We start from the raw sequence: 17,197 nt of genomic DNA on the forward strand, positions 1-17,197 counted from the left end.
CGTTCCACGGCCGGGCAAGGGGACCGCGGAGCCGTTCGCTCCACCCACTCCCGCACCACGCTCCATAGCGCACGGTCCGCCTCTCGCGCCCCGCAAGCGAGAGGCGGACCGCTGTGTTCACAGCCACTAGGGTGGGGGCCCGTCCGAGACGTACCGACGCCCTCCCCGGGTCCGCGCGCCCATGAGAGCGGGCGCTCACACGTCCATCGCAGTCTCCACTGAACCGGGGCCCGCACCTGCCATGTTCGACCCCACCATCCCCGCGTTGCTCGACCCGGCGCTGCCGCCCGCGTTCCCGCACCACGTCGTCACCGCCGTACTCGTCGCCCACGACGGCGCCCGCTGGCTGCCCGACGCCCTCGCCGGGCTGCTCGGCCAGGAACGCCCCGTCCAGCACGTCGTAGCCGCCGACACCGGCAGCGCCGACGACTCCCGCCGGCTCCTCGCCGACGCCCTCGGCGCCGACCACGTCCTCCACCTGGCCCGGCGCGCGGGCTTCGGCACCGCCGTCGACGAGGCCGTCCGCTCGGCACCCGTCCTGACCGCCGACGACCTCCCCTACCTCCGGCGCTCCAGCGGCTGGGACCCCGCCGGCCGCACCTGGACCGAGGACGCCCCCGGCGCCGACCGCGCCGACCTCGAACCCGTGCAGTGGCTCTGGCTGCTCCACGACGACTGCGCGCCCGAACCCGCCGCCCTCCACGAACTGCTGCGCGTCGCCGAGGCCGAACCGGACGCGGCCGTCATCGGCCCCAAGCTCCGCAGCTGGTACGACCGCCGCCAGCTCCTGGAAACCGGCGTCTCCATCGCCCGCAGCGGACGCCGCTGGACCGGCCTCGAACGCCGCGAACAGGACCAGGGACAGCACGACCAGATCCGGTCCGTGCTGTCCGTCTCCACCGCCGGCATGCTCGTCCGCCGCGACGTCTGGCAGGAACTCGGCGGCTTCGACCCCCGCCTCCCGCTCATGCGCGACGACGTCGACCTGTGCTGGCGCGCCCACGCCGCCGGCCACGGTGTCCTCGTCGCCCCCGACGCCGTCCTGCGCCACGCCGAGGCCGCCTCCCGCGAGCGCCGCCCCGTCGACTGCGCCGGCCGCAAGCCCGCCAACCCCCACCGCGTCGACAAGGCCGGCGCCGTCTACACCCTCCTCGCCAACACCCGTGGCGCGCTCCTGCCGTACGTCATGCTCCGGCTCGTCATCGGCACCCTGCTGCGCGTCCTCGGCTACCTCATCGGCAAGGCGCCCGGACAGGCCCTCGACGAATTCGCCGGATTCGCCGGCGTCCTCCTGCGCCCGGGGCGCGTCCGCGCGGCGCGCAAACGACGCGGCGAGCCCCGGATCGCACCGGCGGAACTCCGGCCGCTCTTCCCGCCCCCCGGCGCGACCGTCCGCGCCACCCTCGAACAGCTCGCGAGCGACGTCGGCGCCCGCACCGAGGACACGGCACCGTCCTCCGGACGCCACGGCGGCGTCGTCGAGTCCGGCCCCGGCGGGGACGACGCCGACTTCCTGGAGATCGAGCAGTTCGCCCGGCTCAGGCGCCTCGCCCGCAAGCCCGCGCCCGTCCTCTTCACGCTCCTGCTCCTCGTCTCCGCCCTCGCCTGCCGCGACCTGTTCGGCGGCGGCGCGCTCTCCGGCGGCGCTCTCCTGCCCGTCCCCGAGCACCTCTCCGACCTCTGGTCCGCGTACACCGACGGCTGGCACCCGGTCGGCGTGGGCAGCACCGAGAACGCGCCCCCCTACCTCGCCGTCCTCGCGAGCCTGGCGACGCTTCTCCTCGGCTCCCCCGGCATCGCGCTCACCCTCCTGCTGGTCTGCTCGGTCCCGCTGGCCGGGCTCACCGCCTACTTCGCCGCCCGTCCCCTCATCGACTCCCGCCCGCTGCGGGCCTGGGCGGCTGTCGCCTACGCCTTCCTGCCCGCCACCACCGGCGCCCTCGCCACCGGCCGGCTGGGCACCGCCGTCCTCGCCGTGCTGCTGCCGCTCCTGGCCCGCGCGGCCGTCGCGGCCACCGGCCTCCGCGCGCTGGGCACGGCCCCCACGTGGCGCGCTTCCTGGGCGTACGCCCTCCTGCTCACCGTCACCACCGCCTTCACCCCGGTGGTGTGGCCGGTGGCGGTGCTCCTGGGCATCATGGCGCTCGCGCTGAACTGCGTCCGGGGCGGCGCCGGCCGGGCCGCGGCCGTCCACGGCCCCCGGTTCCTCGCCGTGGCCGCCACCCCCGTCCTCGTGCTCGCCCCCTGGTCGCTGGGGCTCCTCACCCACCCCGCCCGCTTCCTCGCGGAGGCCGGCCTGGCCTACGGGCACGGCACGGCCGGCCCCCTGCGCCTGCTCACCGCCGACCCCGGCGGGCCCGGCACCCCGGGCGCCCTGCTGTTCGCCGGAGTCGTCCTGGCCGCGCTGGCCGCCCTGCTCCGCGCGGACCGGCGGACGGCGATCCTGACCGCCTGGACCGTCGCGCTCACCGGGATGCTCTGCGCCGCCCTGGTCAACCGCTCGGTCTGGGCCGGGCCCGGCACCCTCCTCTACGGCCTCGCCCTGATCGCCGCGGCCGCCGTGGGCGCCGAGGGCGCGCGGGAGCGCGTCGCGGCGCGCAGCTTCGGCTGGCGCCAGCCGGTCGCCGTCCTCCTCGCGCTGGCCGCCGGGGCCGCCCCCGCCGCGGCCGCCGTCGTCTGGGCGACGCACGGCGCCGCCGGACCGCTGGAGCGACGCGACCCGGTGCAGGTGCCCGCGTTCGTGGCCGAGGAGGCCGGCACCCGGGACCAGGCCCGCACCCTGGTCCTCGGCGGGGACACCGGCCGGGTGACGTACACGCTGGTCCGCGGCGACGGAGCCCGGCTGGGCGACGCCGAGCCCCTGGCGGCCGCCGGCCGCGAGCGCGGGCTGGACGCCATGGTGGCCGCGCTCGTCGCGGGCTCCGGCGCCGACCAGGCGGGCCGCCTCGGCGACTACGCCGTCGGCTACGTCCTCGTCCGCGACAGCGCCCCCCGCGCCATGGCCCGCGTCCTCGACGCGACCCCCGGGCTGACCCGGCTCGGCAAGGAGGACCACAGCTCCCTCTGGCGCGTCGACAGCCAGGTCGCCCGCGTCACCATCGTCACCGGAGCGCGACAGCCCGACGGCACCCGCGCCACCGCCCCGGTGCCCGTCGCCGCCGGGCCGGTGACAGCCGGCGCCACCGTCCCGGCCGGGACGGGCGAGCGGGTCCTGCGCCTGGCCGACAAGGCCGCGCCGGGCTGGCGGGCCACGCTGGACGGACGGGCGCTCAAGGCCGTCACCGTCGACGGCTGGGCCCAGGGCTTCGCCCTGCCGGCCCGGGGCGGGAAGCTGTCCGTCACCTACGAGACCCCCGCCGCGCGGACCGCCTGGTTGTGGGCCCAGGGGCTGCTCGCCGCCGTCCTGGTCGTGCTCGCCCTGCCGGGCCGCCGCCGCGAGGTCGACGACGACCTGCCGGAGGACGGCGCCGCGGCGGCCGCGCCCGTACCGGACCAGGCCGGCCCGGGGGAGGGACGCCGCGCCCGCAGGCTGCGCGCGGCGACGGCCACGACGGACGGCGACGCCACGCCGCCCGCGACCCCCGAGCCCGCTCCGGCGCCCGAAGCCGTTTCATACGATCCCTACAACTCGTACGAGCAGCAGTCGGCCGGGGCCGACGCCGATCCGTACGCCGCCGATCCGTACGCCGCCGTCCCGCACCAGCAGCAGTACGCGGAGTGGGACCAGGCCCAGGGGCAGGGGGCCTACGGACAGCAGCAGCCGTACCAGGAAAGCGGCTACGCGACCGGTTACGACACCGGGTACGGAACCGGCTATCCGTCCGAGCCGGGTGCCGGCCACGATCCCGGCCACGACGGCACCCACCCCGGGCAGGCGCAGTACCCGGCGGACCCCTACGCGGGCGGCGCGCACGACCCGTACGGTTACGGGCAGCACCGGCCCTACGACACGACGTACGGCGGGGGCGAGGGGCCCCACCGTGACGGGAGCCAGCAGCAGTGAACCGCACCACCCTGTCCCTGTTCGCCACGACGGCCGTGCTCGCCGTCGTCGCGGGTGTCGCCGCGCTCAACCCGCCGTCGGGCGACAACGCGGGCACGCGGCCCGCGGGCCGGATGCCCGTGCAGCGCTCGACCCTGCTCTGCCCGGCGCCGACCTCGTCGGACGTGGCGAGCACGACGTACACCGCTTTCACGCCACCCGGGAAGGGTGCAGCGGCGGCCGGGTCCACGGCGGATCTGCTGCCCGCGGCGGGCCCGGCCCGTACGGACGCCAAGAAGGACGATCCCAAGAAGGACGCTTCGAAGGACGCCGCTAAGGACGCTTCGAAGGGCGACAAGAAGACGGACGGGAAGACGGACGGGAAAAAGGCCGAAACCGATCCGGGTAAACCCGTCCTGTCGCTGAAGGAGCCCGGCAAGCCCGTCACGGCCACCACGGAGCGTTCCGACGCCCCCGCCCTCCTCGGCTCCGCCACCGGGCCGCTGGCCCCCGGCTGGACCGCGCAGCAGACGACCACCGTCGCCGCGGGCAGCGGCCGCGGGCTGCACGGCGTCTCCTGCGTGCCGCCCGACACCTCCTTCTGGTTCCCGGGCGCGAGCACCGCCAAGGGGCGCCAGGACTACGTCCATGTGTCCAACCCCGACAACTCGGCGGCCGTCGTCGACCTGGAGCTGTACGGCCCCGACGGCCGGATCAAGGCCCCCTCCGGGGAGGGCGTCGCCATCCCGCCCCGCTCCACCGTTCCCGTGCTGCTGTCGTCGCTCACGGACGCGCCCACCGAGAACCTCACCCTCCACGTGGCCGCCCGTTCCGGCCGTGTGGGGGCGGCGGTGCAGGCGTCCGACGACAAGGCCGGCGGTGACTGGCTGGCCCCGGCCGCCGACGTGTCGGCGGGCGCGGTGCTGCCGGGCATCCCGGCCGACGCCACCTCCGTCCGCCTCATCGCCTTCGCGCCCGGCTCGGACGACGCCGACGTCACCGTGCGGCTCGCCGGCGCGAGCGGCTCCATCAGCCCGGCCGGACACGAGTCGCTGCACGTCAAGAGCGGCATGACCACGGCCGTCGACCTGGGGGACCTCACCAAGGGCGAGGCGGGCTCCCTGCTGCTGACCGGCGCGCACGGCAGCGGCACGGTCGTCGCCGCGCTGCGCGTGACGCGCGGCAAGGACGACAAGCAGGAGACCGCCTTCATCCCCGCCACCCCCGCGATCGAGGCCCGCGGCACCGTCGCCGACAACCGCGCCAAGGCGAGCACGCTGTCCCTCGTGGCCCCCGGGAAGGACGCCCAGGTGACGGTGACCTCCTCGGCGGGCAGTGAGGGCGGCGCCCCGGTCGGCAAGTCCTACACGGTCAAGGCCGGGACCACTCTCACCGTCGAACCGCCCCAGCCCGCCGACGGCAAGGGCGTGTTCGCGGTGACCGTGGAGAAGGTCTCCGGCGGTCCTGTGTACGCCTCGCGCATGCTGGCGCTGCCCAAGGACGGCGTCCCGATGTTCACGATCCAGCCGATTCCGGATGACCGGTCCACCGTGGCGGTCCCCAAGGCCGAGCAGGACCTGTCGATGCTGAACGGCTGACGGGCCGGCCCGCCCGCAGGCCCCGCTCGCAGGCCCAGGGCTGCGGGCGGGCTAGTCCTGCCCGTAGCGCGGGTCGACCGACTCGGGCGCGAGCCCGAGCAGCTCCGCCACCTGCTCCACCACGACCTCGTGGACGAGAAGCGCCCGCTCGTCACGCGTTTTGGTACGAATCTCCACCGGACGGCGGTAGACGACGATCCGGTCCGGGTCCTCGCCCAGCGCGGCGACGTACCGCCCGAGCGGCACGGTCTCGCCGTCCAGGAGCGCCTCCAGCGGATCGTCGCCGGGCCGGGTGCCGGGCTCGGCCGGCACCTCGTGGACCAGGAACTCGACGGCCGCCAGCTGCGGCCAGAGCCGCTCCAGCCGCTCCGCCGAGTCGTGAACCAGGTCGACGAAGGCGTCGGCCCTGCTGACCGACAGCGGCACCTGCGGGGGCGCCATGGGGCCGCGCATACCGCGTCCATGGCGGTCGCGGCGGCGTGGCCTGGGCCCGGTGGGACCGGGGGTGTCCCCGGCGGCGGCCGGAGGAGGTACGGGGCTGTCCATCACACCCGAGGGTATCCGCCGGCCGGCCGTATGCGCGGGGTAGCCGCCCATCTCCCGGCATGTCGCCCGATGAGCGTTCCGGCCATGTCTGCGATCAATTGAAGCCACCCGCGGGATCGGCGTTCCCATGCCGAATGACACTATGTGTACCCGCTGGTGACAGTTTTCTTTGTCACCGGATGCCTGTTCCCCCGGTCCCGACGGGGTCGACCAGGCCGTTCGACAACGCTGTCCACGGTGCGAACCGGGACGACACGGAGGAGTGAGCCGGGGGTGAGTCGTCGCGGCCCGCTCAAGAGTGCGGTACCGTCCAACCTCGTGAGCCCTGTACGTCGCTGTTCGCGCACCGCGTGCGGCCGCCCGGCCGTCGCGACGCTGACGTACGTCTACGCCGATTCGACCGCCGTCCTCGGCCCGCTCGCCACCTACGCCGAGCCCCACTGCTACGACCTGTGCGCCGAGCACTCCGAGCGCCTGACCGCGCCGCGCGGCTGGGACGTCGTCCGTCTCGCCGTCGACAGCGGCCCCGCCCGTCCCAGCAGTGACGACCTCGAAGCACTCGCCAACGCCGTGCGCGAGGCCGCGCGCCCCCAGGAGCGCACGGCCGGTCCGAGCGCCCTCCCGGGCGCGGTCGCGCCGACGGGCCGGGGGGCCAACCCGATGGAGGTCGCCCGCCGAGGCCACCTCAGGGTCCTGCGGTCCCCCGACTCCTGACGGCTCGTACGGGCCCCCGCCCCCCGCGCGTGGTCCGGGCTGTCGGTGTCGACAGGTAGGTTTGGTGTCCCGTACCGGACTCCAGGAGGGGTTGGCTGTGGCTGATCTGTCGCAGATCGTGAAGGCGTACGACGTGCGCGGCGTGGTCCCCGACCAGTGGGACGAGTCCATGGCCGAGCTCTTCGGCGCGGCCTTCGCCCAGGTGACCGATGCGAGCGCGATCGTCGTCGGCCACGACATGCGCCCCTCCTCCCCGGGCCTGTCCCGTGCCTTCGCCCGCGGCGCCGCCGCGCGCGGCGTGGACGTCACCGAGATCGGCCTCTGCTCGACCGACCAGCTCTACTTCGCCAGCGGACAACTCGACCTTCCCGGCGCGATGTTCACCGCCAGCCACAACCCCGCGCAGTACAACGGCATCAAGCTGTGCCGCGCGGGTGCCGCCCCCGTCGGGCAGGACACCGGCCTCACCGAGATCCGCACCCTCGTCGAGGGCTGGATGGAGACCGGCGCCCCCGAGCCCGCCGCCACCACCGGCACCATCACCTCGCGCGACGTCCTCGACGACTACGCGGCGCACCTGCGCTCGCTGGTGGACCTCAAGGGCATCCGCCCCCTGAAGGTCGCCGTCGACGCGGGCAACGGCATGGGCGGCCACACCGTCCCGACCGTCCTCGCCGGGCTGCCCGTCGACCTCGTCCCGATGTACTTCGAGCTGGACGGCACCTTCCCCAACCACGAGGCCAACCCGCTCGACCCCAAGAACCTCGTCGACCTCCAGGAGAAGGTCCGCGAGACGGGCGCCGACATCGGCCTGGCCTTCGACGGCGACGCCGACCGCTGCTTCGTCGTCGACGAGCGCGGCGAGCCCGTCTCCCCCTCCGCGATCACCGCCCTGGTCGCCGCCCGCGAGCTGGCCAAGCACCCCGGCGGCACGATCATCCACAACCTGATCACCTCGTGGTCCGTGCCGGAGGTCGTCGCCGAGCACGGCGGCAAGGCCGTCCGCACCCGCGTGGGCCACTCCTTCATCAAGCAGGAGATGGCCCGCACCGGCGCGATCTTCGGCGGCGAGCACTCCGCGCACTACTACTTCCGCGACTTCTGGAACGCCGACACCGGCATGCTGGCCGCGCTCCACGTCCTCGCGGCCCTCGGCGGCCAGGACGGCCTGCTGTCCGGCCTCGTCGAGCAGTACGACCGCTACGCCGCCTCCGGCGAGATCAACAGCACCGTCGCCGACCAGGCCGGCCGCGCCGCCGCCGTCCGGGCGGCCTACGAGACCGCCGACGGCGCCACGCTGGACGAGCTCGACGGCCTCACCGTCGCCACGGCCGACTGGTGGTTCAACCTCCGAGCCTCCAACACCGAGCCCCTCCTCCGCCTGAACGTGGAGGCCCGCGACCCGGAAACGGTGACCCGAATCCGGGACGAGGTCCTGTCGATCGTCCGCGCGTGAAGCCCGTCCGGCGTTTGAGGACCGGGGGTCCGGGGGCGGAGCCCCTGGGAAACGGCGAAGGGGCGGGTCAGGGGAAAATCCACCGCCCACGCGACTACGCTGACACCACAGCGCAACAACCCCCGAAGGGAAAACCCATGCCGCTCGAAGCCGGTCTCCTGGAGATCCTCGCCTGCCCGGAGTGCCACGCCTCCCTCCGCGAGGAGACCCCCTCCGAGGACACCCACGAGCTGGTGTGCGAGAGCCAGGGCTGCGGCCTGGCCTACCCCGTCCGCGACGGCATCCCCGTCCTGCTCGTGGACGAGGCCCGCCGCCCCGCGTAACAGCGACGTCCGACGGCGGGCGAGCCCGCGACCCCGTACCCCACGGCGTATCCCACCCCACGGCACACGGAGGCTGAACAACGGTGTTCGACGAGTCCCTCCTCGATGACCCCGACGGCCTCTCCCGAGCCGACCTCCACGGTCTGCTCCGGGGCGCCGCGGAATCCGGCGCCCGGGTCCGTACGGCCATGCGCGATGCCGCCGAGGCCGGGATCGACGCGCTCCGGCCGGACGGCCGCCCGCGCGCCGTCCTGGTCGCCGGCCCCGGACCCGCGGGCGGCTCCACCGCCGACCTGCTGGCCGCGCTCGCCGGGGACAGCTGCCCCGTCTCCCTGATCCGCCCGGCGGGCGTCGCCCCCGCCCCGGGCGCCCTGCGCTGGACCCTGCCCGGCTGGACGGGCCCGCTCGACCTGCTGCTCGTCGCCAGCCCGGACGGCACGGAACCGGGCCTGGCGCTCCTCCTGGAGCAGGCCTACCGGCGCGGCTGCACCGTCGTGACCGTCTCCCCGACCGGCTCCCCGCTCGCCGACGCCACCGCCCAGGTGCGCGGCCTCGCCATCCCGCTGACCGTCACCCCGTACGAGGCGGCGATGGCCGGCGGCGCCTCCCGGAACGACGACTCCCTGGTCGCCCTGCCCACCGGCCCCGGCACGCTCTGGTCGCTGCTCACCCCGCTCCTCGTCCTGGCCGACCGCATCGGCCTGGCCGAGGCGCCGCCCGCCGCCCTGGAAGCGCTCGCCGACCGGCTCGACCACATCGCCGAGCGCTGCGGTCCGGCCATCGCCACGTACAGCAACCCCGCCAAGACCCTGGCGGCCGAGGTGGCCGACACCCTGCCGCTCATCTGGACCGAGGGCGAGCTCGCCGCCGCGGTCGGCCGCCGGTTCGCGACCGTCCTCGCCGCGCTCGCCGGGCGCCCCGCGCTCGCCGCCGAGCTGCCCGAGGCGCTCACCGCGCACGGCACACTGCTGGCCGGGGACTTCGCCGCGGGCGCCGACCCCGAGGACTTCTTCCGCGACCGGGTCGAGGAGTCCGAGGCCCTCCACGCCCGGGTGGTCCTGCTCCGGGAGCGCGGCCCGGACGTCACCTCACCGGCCGGGGCCGCGCGCGAGCTCGCCCTGCACCGCGAGACGCCCGTCAGCGAGCTGGAGGCCGACGAGGACAGCAGCCCGCTGGAGACCGCGGCCGACCTCCTCGCCACCACGGACTTCGCCGCCGTCTACCTCGCGCTCGCGGCCAAACCCGTGACCTGGTGAGCGCGTGCGCCGTGCGCCCGTAGGCGCTCCGCAAGCCCGTAAACCAGCAAGTCTCTTAAAGCCCCCTCGCAAGCCCGTAAGTCCGCACGAGAGTCCGCAAGCCCGGTCCCGTACCGACAAGTCAGGAACCGTCCCATGGACCGCCTTCTCAACACCGTGCGCCCCTACGCCTGGGGCTCCACCACCGCGATCCCCGACCTCCTCGGCACCGCGCCCACCGGAGAGCCCCAGGCCGAACTGTGGATGGGTGCCCACCCCGGCGCCCCCTCCCGCGTCGACCGAGGCACCGGCCCCGTCGCCCTGAACGAGGTGATCGCCGCCGACCCGCGTCACGAGCTCGGCGACGACACCGTGGCGCGCTTCGGCCCCGGCCTGCCCTTCCTGTTCAAGATCCTCGCCGCCGCCGACCCGCTCTCCCTCCAGGTCCACCCCGACCTGGACCAGGCCAGGGCCGGCTACGCCGACGAGGAGGCACGCGGCGTCCCGGCCGACGCCCCGCACCGCAACTACAAGGACGCCAGCCACAAGCCCGAGCTCATCTGCGCCCTCACCCCCTTCGAGGGACTCTGCGGATTCCGCGCCCCCGACGCCACCGCCGAGCTGCTCTCCGCCCTCGGCGTCGACAGCCTCAAGCCGTACGTCGACCTGCTGCACGCCCACCCGGAGAGCGCGGCCCTGCGCGAGGTCCTCACCGCAGTGCTCAGCGCGGAGCGCGACGCCGTCGCCGGGACCGTGACCGAGGCTGCGGCCGCCGCCGAGCGGCTCGCCGCCGGGGACGGCCCCCACCGCGCGGCCTACGCGGCCTACGCCACCCTCGCCCGGCACTACCCGGGCGACCCCGGGGTCCTCGCCGCGATGCTCCTCAACCACGTCCTCCTCCAGCCCGGCGAGGCCCTCTACCTCGGCGCCGGCGTCCCGCACGCCTACCTCTCCGGCCTGGGCGTGGAGATCATGGCCAACTCCGACAACGTGCTCCGCTGCGGGCTCACCCCCAAGCACGTCGACGTCCCCGAGCTGCTGCGAGTGGTCCGCTTCGAGGCCACGCCCCCGGGCGTCCTGCGGCCCGAGGCCGACGTCGACGGCGCGGAGGAGTACGAGACGCCGGTGGAGGAGTTCCGCCTCTCCCGCTACGCGCTCGCTCCCGGCTCCGCACCCCACCGGCTCGACGCCCGCACCCCCCAGATCCTGCTGTGCACCGCGGGCCGCGCCCTGCTGCGCGGCGAGGACGGCACGGAACTGGCCCTCGCGCAGGGCGAGTCCGCCTTCGTACGGGCGGGGGAGCGGGTCGAGCTCGGCGGTGAGGGGTCCGTCTTCCGCGCCACGGTGGGTGCGACGGCCGCCGCCTGACGCCGGCTCGGCCGGACGGCTGCGACAATGACCGGCCGTAGCCCGTACCCGTACCGGCCGAGCCGTAAGGAAGAGCGCGCACATGAGTGCATCAGGCGGTACCAAGGCCATCGTCGCCGCGCTGGGCGCCAACCTGGCCATCGCGGTGGCCAAATTCGTGGCGTTCGCCTTCAGCGGCTCGTCGTCGATGCTCGCGGAGGGCGTCCACTCGGTCGCCGACTCCGGCAACCAGGCGCTGCTGCTCCTCGGCGGCAAGAAGGCCCAGAAACAGGCCAGCGAGGAGCACCCCTTCGGGTACGGCCGGGAACGCTACATCTACGGCTTCCTCGTCTCGGTCGTGCTCTTCAGCGTCGGCGGCGTCTTCGCGCTCTACGAGGGCTACGAGAAGATCAAGGAGCCGCACCCGCTGGAGCACTGGTACTGGCCCGTCGGCGTGCTCGTCTTCGCCATCGTGGCCGAGGGGTTCTCCTTCCGCACCGCCATCAAGGAGTCCAACGCCCTGCGCGGCGAGCAGTCCTGGAGCTCCTTCATCCGCACGGCCAAGGCGCCCGAGCTGCCCGTGGTCCTGCTGGAGGACTTCGGCGCGCTCGTCGGCCTCGTCCTCGCTCTCGGCGGCGTGGGCCTGACGCTCGCCACGGGCGACAGCGTCTGGGACGGCGTCGGCACGCTGTGCATCGGCACCCTGCTCGTCCTGATCGCGCTGGTGCTGGCGGCCGAGACGAAGTCGCTGCTGCTGGGCGAGGCCGCGGGCCCGGACCAGGTGGCGCGGATCCGCGAGGCGGCGGTGGACGGCGAGACCGTCACCCGCGTCATCCACATGCGCACCCTCCACCTGGGCCCCGAGGAACTGCTGGTCGCCGCGAAGATCGCGGTGCGGGGCGAGGACACGGCGACCCAGATCGCCCGAGCGATCGACGAGGCGGAAGCCCGCATCCGCGAGGCAGTCCCGATCGCCCGAGTGATCTACCTGGAACCGGACATCTACCACTCAAGCCCCTCCGGGGCTTGAGAAGCGGGGGTTCGGGGGCTCCCAACACGGCCCCCGCCCGTCACCGTCCCCCTACCGAACCTCGGCCAGCACCCCGAGCACCGCCCCCTCACCCCCCGCATCCAGCAACCGCTCCCGGAACCCCGGATCCAGCAGCTTCCGCGCCAGCAGCGCGAGGATCCGCAGGTGCTCGTCCCCGGCCAGCGCCTCCGGTACGGCGATCATGAAGATCAACCGGGCCTTGGAGCCGTCCAGCGCCCCCCATTCGATCCCCTCGGCGGACCGGGCGAAGCCGACGACCGGTGCCGAAACCGCGTCCGTCTTCGCATGCGGAATGGCGATCTCCTCGCCCAGCCCGGTGGTGCCCAGCTCCTCCCGGGCGAGCGCGGCCGTGACGAGCGCGTCGACGTCCCGGACCTGCCCCGTGCCGGCCAGCAGCTCCGCCATCTCCCGGATCGCCGCCTCCTTACGGACCGCGGTGAGCTCCAGCCGCACGGTCCGCCCGGTGAGATAGCCGGACAACACCTCGGGCGCGACCGGCGCCGCACCCACGGCCGTACCGGCCGTACGAGCGACAGGCACCGCCACAGCGCCGGCACCGGCGCCGCCACGGGCGGCCGCACCCCGCTCCCCACCCCCCAACGCCATCAACGTCACCGTCGTCAGCGCCGTCACCACCATCCCCACCCCGATCGCGATGAAGAACATCGGCACACCGCTCACCGCCCCCAGCACGGCCACGATGGGCCCGCCGTGCGGCACGCTGTCCCCCACCGCCGCGAGCCCCGCGATGGCGCCCGCCACCGCGCCGCCCAGCATGTTCGCGGGAATCACCCGCGCCGGGCGGGCCGCGGCGAAGGGAATCGCTCCCTCGGTGATGCCGAAGAAGCCCATGAAGAGGGCGGCCAGCCCCGTCTCCCGCTCCTGCTCGCTGAACATCCCGCGCCGCAACAGCGTCGCCAGCCCCTGCCCGAGCGGCGGCACGGGGATGGCGGCGGCGCACATGCCCATGATCTCCGGGTTCCTGGACACGAGACCGGCGCCGAAGAGGAAGGCCGTCTTGTTGACCGGCCCGCCCATGTCGAAGGCGATCATCAGACCCAGAAGCACGCCGAGCAGCGCCGCGCTCGTCCCCGTCAGACCGCCCAGCCAGTCCGTGAGGTGCTCGAAGACCCAGGCGATGGGCCTGCCGAGGACATAGATGAAGAACAGTCCGAGGACCGAGGTCGCCAGCACCGGGATCACGATGATCGGCATGATCGGCCGGACGAACTTCGGCACCCGGAGCTTCTTGATCCACAGGACCAGGTAGCCGGCCAGGAAGCCCGTCACGATCGCCCCGATGAAGCCCGCGCCGGACTTGGAGTCGTACAGCGCGCCCGTGTTGGCGATCCAGCCGCCGATCATGCCCGGCACCAGCGCGGGCCGGTCGGCGATGGCGTAGGCGATATAACCGGACAGGATCGGCACCATCAGGGTGAAACCGATGACACCGATGTCGTTGACGTGCTTCCAGAACGTTCCGTCGGGGATCACCAGCCCGCCGTCCGGCCGGGGGTGCCCGCCCAGCGCCAGCGACACCGCGATCAGCAGCCCGCCGACCACGACGAACGGGATCATGTACGAGACGCCGTTCATCAGCGCCTTGTAGACGGTCCCGCGCCCCGGCCCGAGGACGCCCGGTGCGCCCCGGCCCGAGACCGTTCCACCGCCCGATCCACGGCCCGTTCCACCGCCCGGTTCGTGAACCGGGGCCTCCAGCACCCGCTCGATCAGCTGCTCCGGGTGGTGGATGCCCTCGGCGACGCCCACGACCAGCAGCCGCTTGCCCACGAACCGGCTGCGGTCGACGTCCTTGTCGGCCGCGATGATGACACCGTCCGCCTGACTGACATCGTTGTCGGTCAGTACGTTCTCGGCACCGATGGAGCCCTGCGTCTCCACCTTGATGTCGTGGCCGAGCGCTTCCGCCGCCTGCGTCAGCTTCTCCGCCGCCATATACGTGTGCGCGATACCGGTCGGACAGGCGGTCACGGCAAGCAGTTTGAGCCGCTGACCGTGTCTCGTCGCGGGGGCGGACGGATCCGCTGATGGCGTCACGTGGATCTCCTCACAAACTCATCGTGCCCGCATCCTGCAACACCTGACGGTCCGACGGACAGGTCGTCCCGGGCGAGTCCGGAACCCGGCGCTCGGGGCTGGGGCTCGGCAGGGGCACCGGTGTAGATTCGTGCCAAGAGCCAGACGTCGCTGCTGATGGCAGGTCGGGCGGCCCGCGCGACGGACCGGCCGAGGGAGAGAGGGCCTCCGACGGACTGGGCTGCGGCCGGGGGAGCAGTGTGCGACCGATCGCGCCGCGGACCGAGCTCAGCCGGGTCCGCGCCACGACGGGGCGACGCTGTCCGTCCGCGTGCACAGCCGTACCCACTCCCGCTCGCCCCTCAGGAGGAGCAGCCGTATGACTACCACCACCGGTCAGGACTTCAAGGTCGCCGATCTGTCGCTGGCGGCCTTCGGTCGTAAGGAGATCACCCTCGCCGAGCACGAGATGCCCGGCCTGATGGCGATCCGCAAGGAGTACGCGGAGGCGCAGCCGCTGGCGGGCGCCCGTATCACCGGCTCCCTGCACATGACCGTGCAGACCGCCGTCCTCATCGAGACCCTGGTGGCACTGGGCGCACAGGTCCGCTGGGCGTCCTGCAACATCTTCTCCACCCAGGACCACGCGGCCGCCGCCATCGCGGTCGGCCCCGACGGCACCCCGGAGGACCCCCGGGGCATCCCCGTCTTCGCCTGGAAGGGCGAGACGCTCGAGGAGTACTGGTGGTGCACGGAGCAGGCGCTGACCTGGCCCGGCACCCCCACCGGCGGCCCGAACATGATCCTGGACGACGGCGGCGACGCCACCCTCCTCGTCCACAAGGGCGTGGAGTTCGAGAAGGCGGGCGCCGCCCCCGACCCGGCCACGGCCGACAGCGAGGAGTACGCCCAGATCCTCACCCTCCTCAACCGCACCCTCGGGGAGAACCCGCGGAAGTGGACCCAGCTGGCGTCCGAGATCCGCGGTGTCACCGAGGAGACCACGACGGGCGTCCACCGCCTCTACGAGATGCAGCAGGCCGGCACGCTGCTCTTCCCCGCGATCAATGTGAACGACGCGGTGACCAAGTCGAAGTTCGACAACAAGTACGGCTGCCGCCACTCCCTCGTCGACGGCATCAACCGCGCCACCGACGTCCTCATCGGCGGCAAGGTCGCGGTCGTCTGCGGCTACGGCGACGTGGGCAAGGGCTGCGCCGAGTCCCTCCGCGGCCAGGGCGCCCGGGTCGTCATCACCGAGATCGACCCGATCTGCGCCCTCCAGGCCGCCATGGACGGCTTCCAGGTCACCACCCTGGACGAGGTCGTCGAGACCGCCGACATCTTCATCACCACGACCGGCAACAAGGACATCATCATGGCCTCCGACATGGCCAAGATGAAGCACCAGGCCATCGTCGGCAACATCGGCCACTTCGACAACGAGATCGACATGGCCGGCCTCGCCAAGGTCCCCGGCATCGTCAAGGACGAGGTCAAGCCCCAGGTCCACACCTGGACCTTCCCCGACGGCAAGGTCCTCATCGTGCTGTCCGAGGGCCGCCTGCTCAACCTCGGCAACGCGACCGGCCACCCCTCCTTCGTGATGTCGAACTCCTTCGCGGACCAGACCCTGGCCCAGATCGAGCTCTTCACCAAGCCCGAGTCCTACCCGACCGACGTCTACGTCCTGCCCAAGCACCTGGACGAGAAGGTCGCCCGGCTCCACCTCGCCGCCCTCGGCGTCAAGCTCACGACGCTGCGCCCGGAGCAGGCGGCGTACATCGGAGTGAAGGTGGAGGGCCCGTACAAGCCCGACCACTACCGCTACTGACCAGCCCGGCTGGTAGAACAGGCCCCCGCCCCCAAGGCGGGGGCCTGTCCCATTCGCGTCAAGGACCCCACCATGCCCCGCGGCCGTTACTCGCTTTACGACCCCCACGATCACTCCCCCCTCGGTGAAGAGCGCTTCCACTGCGCGCCCGGCCCTTCGGGCTGGCGCTACGTCTCCCAGCTCACCGCCCCGTCCGGCACCCCCACCGGCTCGGTCGACCTCGCCATCGACGACCTCGGCCGCCCCATCCGCCTCCAGCTCCAGAGCTCCGACTGGCAGGTGCGCGGTGCCGCCCTCGACGGAGTCACCTGGGTCCGTACCGACCCGACCGGCGAGCACGCCACCGAGGGCAATGTCCGCGCCCATGCCTTCAGCGGCGCGTCCCCCGCCTTCTACGTGGCCATCTCCCGGCTGCTCCGCCTTTCCCCCGGCGGAGAGTCCGCGCGCGTCCGCCTCGTGACCTTCGCACCCCCCGTGCTCGCCCCCCTCACCCTCGACCAGTCGTGGGCCCTGGTCGACAGGACAGCACACCCCACTGACAGTGGCCCCCTCGAAGTGGACGAGTACCAGGTCAGCCACCTGGACACGGGGGAGCAGCACTCCGTCCACATCGCCGGGGACGTGGTCCTCTCGGCGCCCGGCATCGAGCTGGAGGAACTGGACGGCCCGCCGTCGTCATGGGCACGGCCCTGAGCCTGGTAGTGTTCTCTTCGCCCCACGAGGACCGTTGACACGGGAGGAGTGGGGAGGTAGATTCGAACGGTTGCGACGAACTGGACTGGATCCAGCGCAACGGTTAGTATCTACCGAGCTTCGGTCAGTGAATTGAATTCACTCGAAGCACTCCCTCCTTAATCGGGATCCGAAAAGCCGATGTGAATCGGCCGGAAAGAATCTGATAAAGTCGGGGAAGCCCGGTCCAACAGGGCGCTGGAAACGAAAACCGGCCGGAAACGGAACGGAAAACGGATCTGGTAAGGTTGGAAACACCGAAGGGAAGCCCGGAGGAAAGCCCGAGAGGGTGAGTACAAAGGAAGCGTCCGTTCCTTGAGAACTCAACAGCGTGCCAAAAGT

The 17,197-nt window shown here is 73.2% G+C and carries 13 protein-coding genes; 10 read left to right on the top strand and 3 right to left on the bottom strand.

The genetic code is table 11. The annotated features are described in order from the left end of the window. The first annotated feature begins 241 nt into the window (after positions 1 to 241). Together RM609_RS33085 and RM609_RS33090 are read left to right on the top strand one after the other, a co-directional pair. On the top strand, positions 242 to 4,003 hold the full coding sequence (locus tag RM609_RS33085) for a glycosyltransferase family 2 protein (RefSeq protein WP_311616176.1): 3,762 nt from the start codon (positions 242 to 244) through the stop codon (positions 4,001 to 4,003). Then, positions 4,000 to 5,580 (top strand): DUF5719 family protein, encoded by a 1,581-nt coding sequence (locus tag RM609_RS33090; RefSeq protein WP_311616178.1) that lies wholly within the window; start codon positions 4,000 to 4,002, stop codon positions 5,578 to 5,580. Before RM609_RS33085 ends, RM609_RS33090 begins: the two co-directional genes overlap by 4 nt. 51 nt (positions 5,581 to 5,631) lie before the next feature. Here the strand turns inward: RM609_RS33090 and RM609_RS33095 are convergent, their stop codons facing one another. Continuing rightward, entirely contained in the window at positions 5,632 to 6,126 is a 495-nt protein-coding gene (locus RM609_RS33095; protein WP_311616180.1) for a metallopeptidase family protein, read from the bottom strand. A gap of 273 nt (positions 6,127 to 6,399) precedes the next feature. Here RM609_RS33095 and RM609_RS33100 point away from each other — a divergent pair, with 273 nt between their 5' ends. The 6 genes from RM609_RS33100 (at position 6,400) to RM609_RS33125 (ending at position 12,231) form a co-directional block, all read left to right on the top strand. After that, positions 6,400 to 6,840: a DUF3499 domain-containing protein gene (locus tag RM609_RS33100; RefSeq protein WP_311616182.1), complete on the top strand. Its 441-nt coding sequence runs from the start codon at positions 6,400 to 6,402 to the stop codon at positions 6,838 to 6,840. A gap of 97 nt (positions 6,841 to 6,937) precedes the next feature. Then, positions 6,938 to 8,296: a phosphomannomutase/phosphoglucomutase gene (locus tag RM609_RS33105; protein ID WP_311616184.1), complete on the top strand. Its 1,359-nt coding sequence runs from the start codon at positions 6,938 to 6,940 to the stop codon at positions 8,294 to 8,296. 137 nt (positions 8,297 to 8,433) lie between these two features. Further along, positions 8,434 to 8,619 carry a Trm112 family protein gene (locus RM609_RS33110; protein WP_311616185.1) on the top strand — a complete coding sequence of 62 codons (186 nt, stop codon included), beginning with the start codon at positions 8,434 to 8,436 and terminating at the stop codon, positions 8,617 to 8,619. A gap of 83 nt (positions 8,620 to 8,702) precedes the next feature. Beyond that, positions 8,703 to 9,875 (top strand): SIS domain-containing protein, encoded by a 1,173-nt coding sequence (locus RM609_RS33115; protein WP_311616187.1) that lies wholly within the window; start codon positions 8,703 to 8,705, stop codon positions 9,873 to 9,875. Positions 9,876 to 10,010: 135 nt separating this feature from the next. Continuing rightward, entirely contained in the window at positions 10,011 to 11,222 is a 1,212-nt protein-coding gene (gene manA, locus RM609_RS33120; RefSeq protein ID WP_311616191.1) for a mannose-6-phosphate isomerase, class I, read from the top strand. A gap of 82 nt (positions 11,223 to 11,304) precedes the next feature. Further along, positions 11,305 to 12,231, top strand: coding sequence for a cation diffusion facilitator family transporter (locus tag RM609_RS33125; RefSeq protein WP_311616192.1), 927 nt, complete (start codon positions 11,305 to 11,307; stop codon positions 12,229 to 12,231). Between the two features lie 51 nt (positions 12,232 to 12,282). On the opposite strand, the gene RM609_RS33130 is transcribed toward RM609_RS33125, so the two are convergent. Then, complete coding sequence (locus tag RM609_RS33130; RefSeq protein ID WP_438828596.1) at positions 12,283 to 14,310, bottom strand: fructose-specific PTS transporter subunit EIIC; 2,028 nt, start codon at positions 14,308 to 14,310, stop codon at positions 12,283 to 12,285. A gap of 358 nt (positions 14,311 to 14,668) precedes the next feature. Here RM609_RS33130 and ahcY point away from each other — a divergent pair, with 358 nt between their 5' ends. Then, positions 14,669 to 16,123, top strand: a complete 1,455-nt coding sequence (gene ahcY, locus RM609_RS33135; protein WP_311616194.1) for an adenosylhomocysteinase — start codon at positions 14,669 to 14,671, stop codon at positions 16,121 to 16,123. 72 nt (positions 16,124 to 16,195) lie between these two features. Then, a complete protein-coding gene (locus RM609_RS33140) occupies positions 16,196 to 16,816 on the top strand; it encodes a hypothetical protein (RefSeq protein ID WP_311616199.1) in 621 nt (206 codons plus the stop codon). A gap of 138 nt (positions 16,817 to 16,954) precedes the next feature. Here RM609_RS33140 and RM609_RS33145 read toward each other — a convergent pair. Next, on the bottom strand, positions 16,955 to 17,197 hold a 243-nt coding region (locus RM609_RS33145; RefSeq protein WP_311616201.1), incomplete at its 5' end, for a hypothetical protein.

The sequence above is a fragment of the Streptomyces hesseae genome, from assembly GCF_031845785.1.
Classification (GTDB): domain Bacteria; phylum Actinomycetota; class Actinomycetes; order Streptomycetales; family Streptomycetaceae; genus Streptomyces; species Streptomyces hesseae.

Bases quoted from the DNA above. Each gene is read 5' to 3' on its own strand.
- RM609_RS33085 (WP_311616176.1), top strand. From the start codon at position 242: ATGTTCGACCCCACCATCCCCGCGTTGCTCGACCCGGCGCTGCCGCCC.
- RM609_RS33095 (WP_311616180.1), bottom strand. From the start codon at position 6,126: ATGGACAGCCCCGTACCTCCTCCGGCCGCCGCCGGGGACACCCCCGGT.
- RM609_RS33110 (WP_311616185.1), top strand. From the start codon at position 8,434: ATGCCGCTCGAAGCCGGTCTCCTGGAGATCCTCGCCTGCCCGGAGTGC.
- manA (WP_311616191.1), top strand. From the start codon at position 10,011: ATGGACCGCCTTCTCAACACCGTGCGCCCCTACGCCTGGGGCTCCACC.
- RM609_RS33125 (WP_311616192.1), top strand. From the start codon at position 11,305: ATGAGTGCATCAGGCGGTACCAAGGCCATCGTCGCCGCGCTGGGCGCC.
- ahcY (WP_311616194.1), top strand. From the start codon at position 14,669: ATGACTACCACCACCGGTCAGGACTTCAAGGTCGCCGATCTGTCGCTG.
- RM609_RS33140 (WP_311616199.1), top strand. From the start codon at position 16,196: ATGCCCCGCGGCCGTTACTCGCTTTACGACCCCCACGATCACTCCCCC.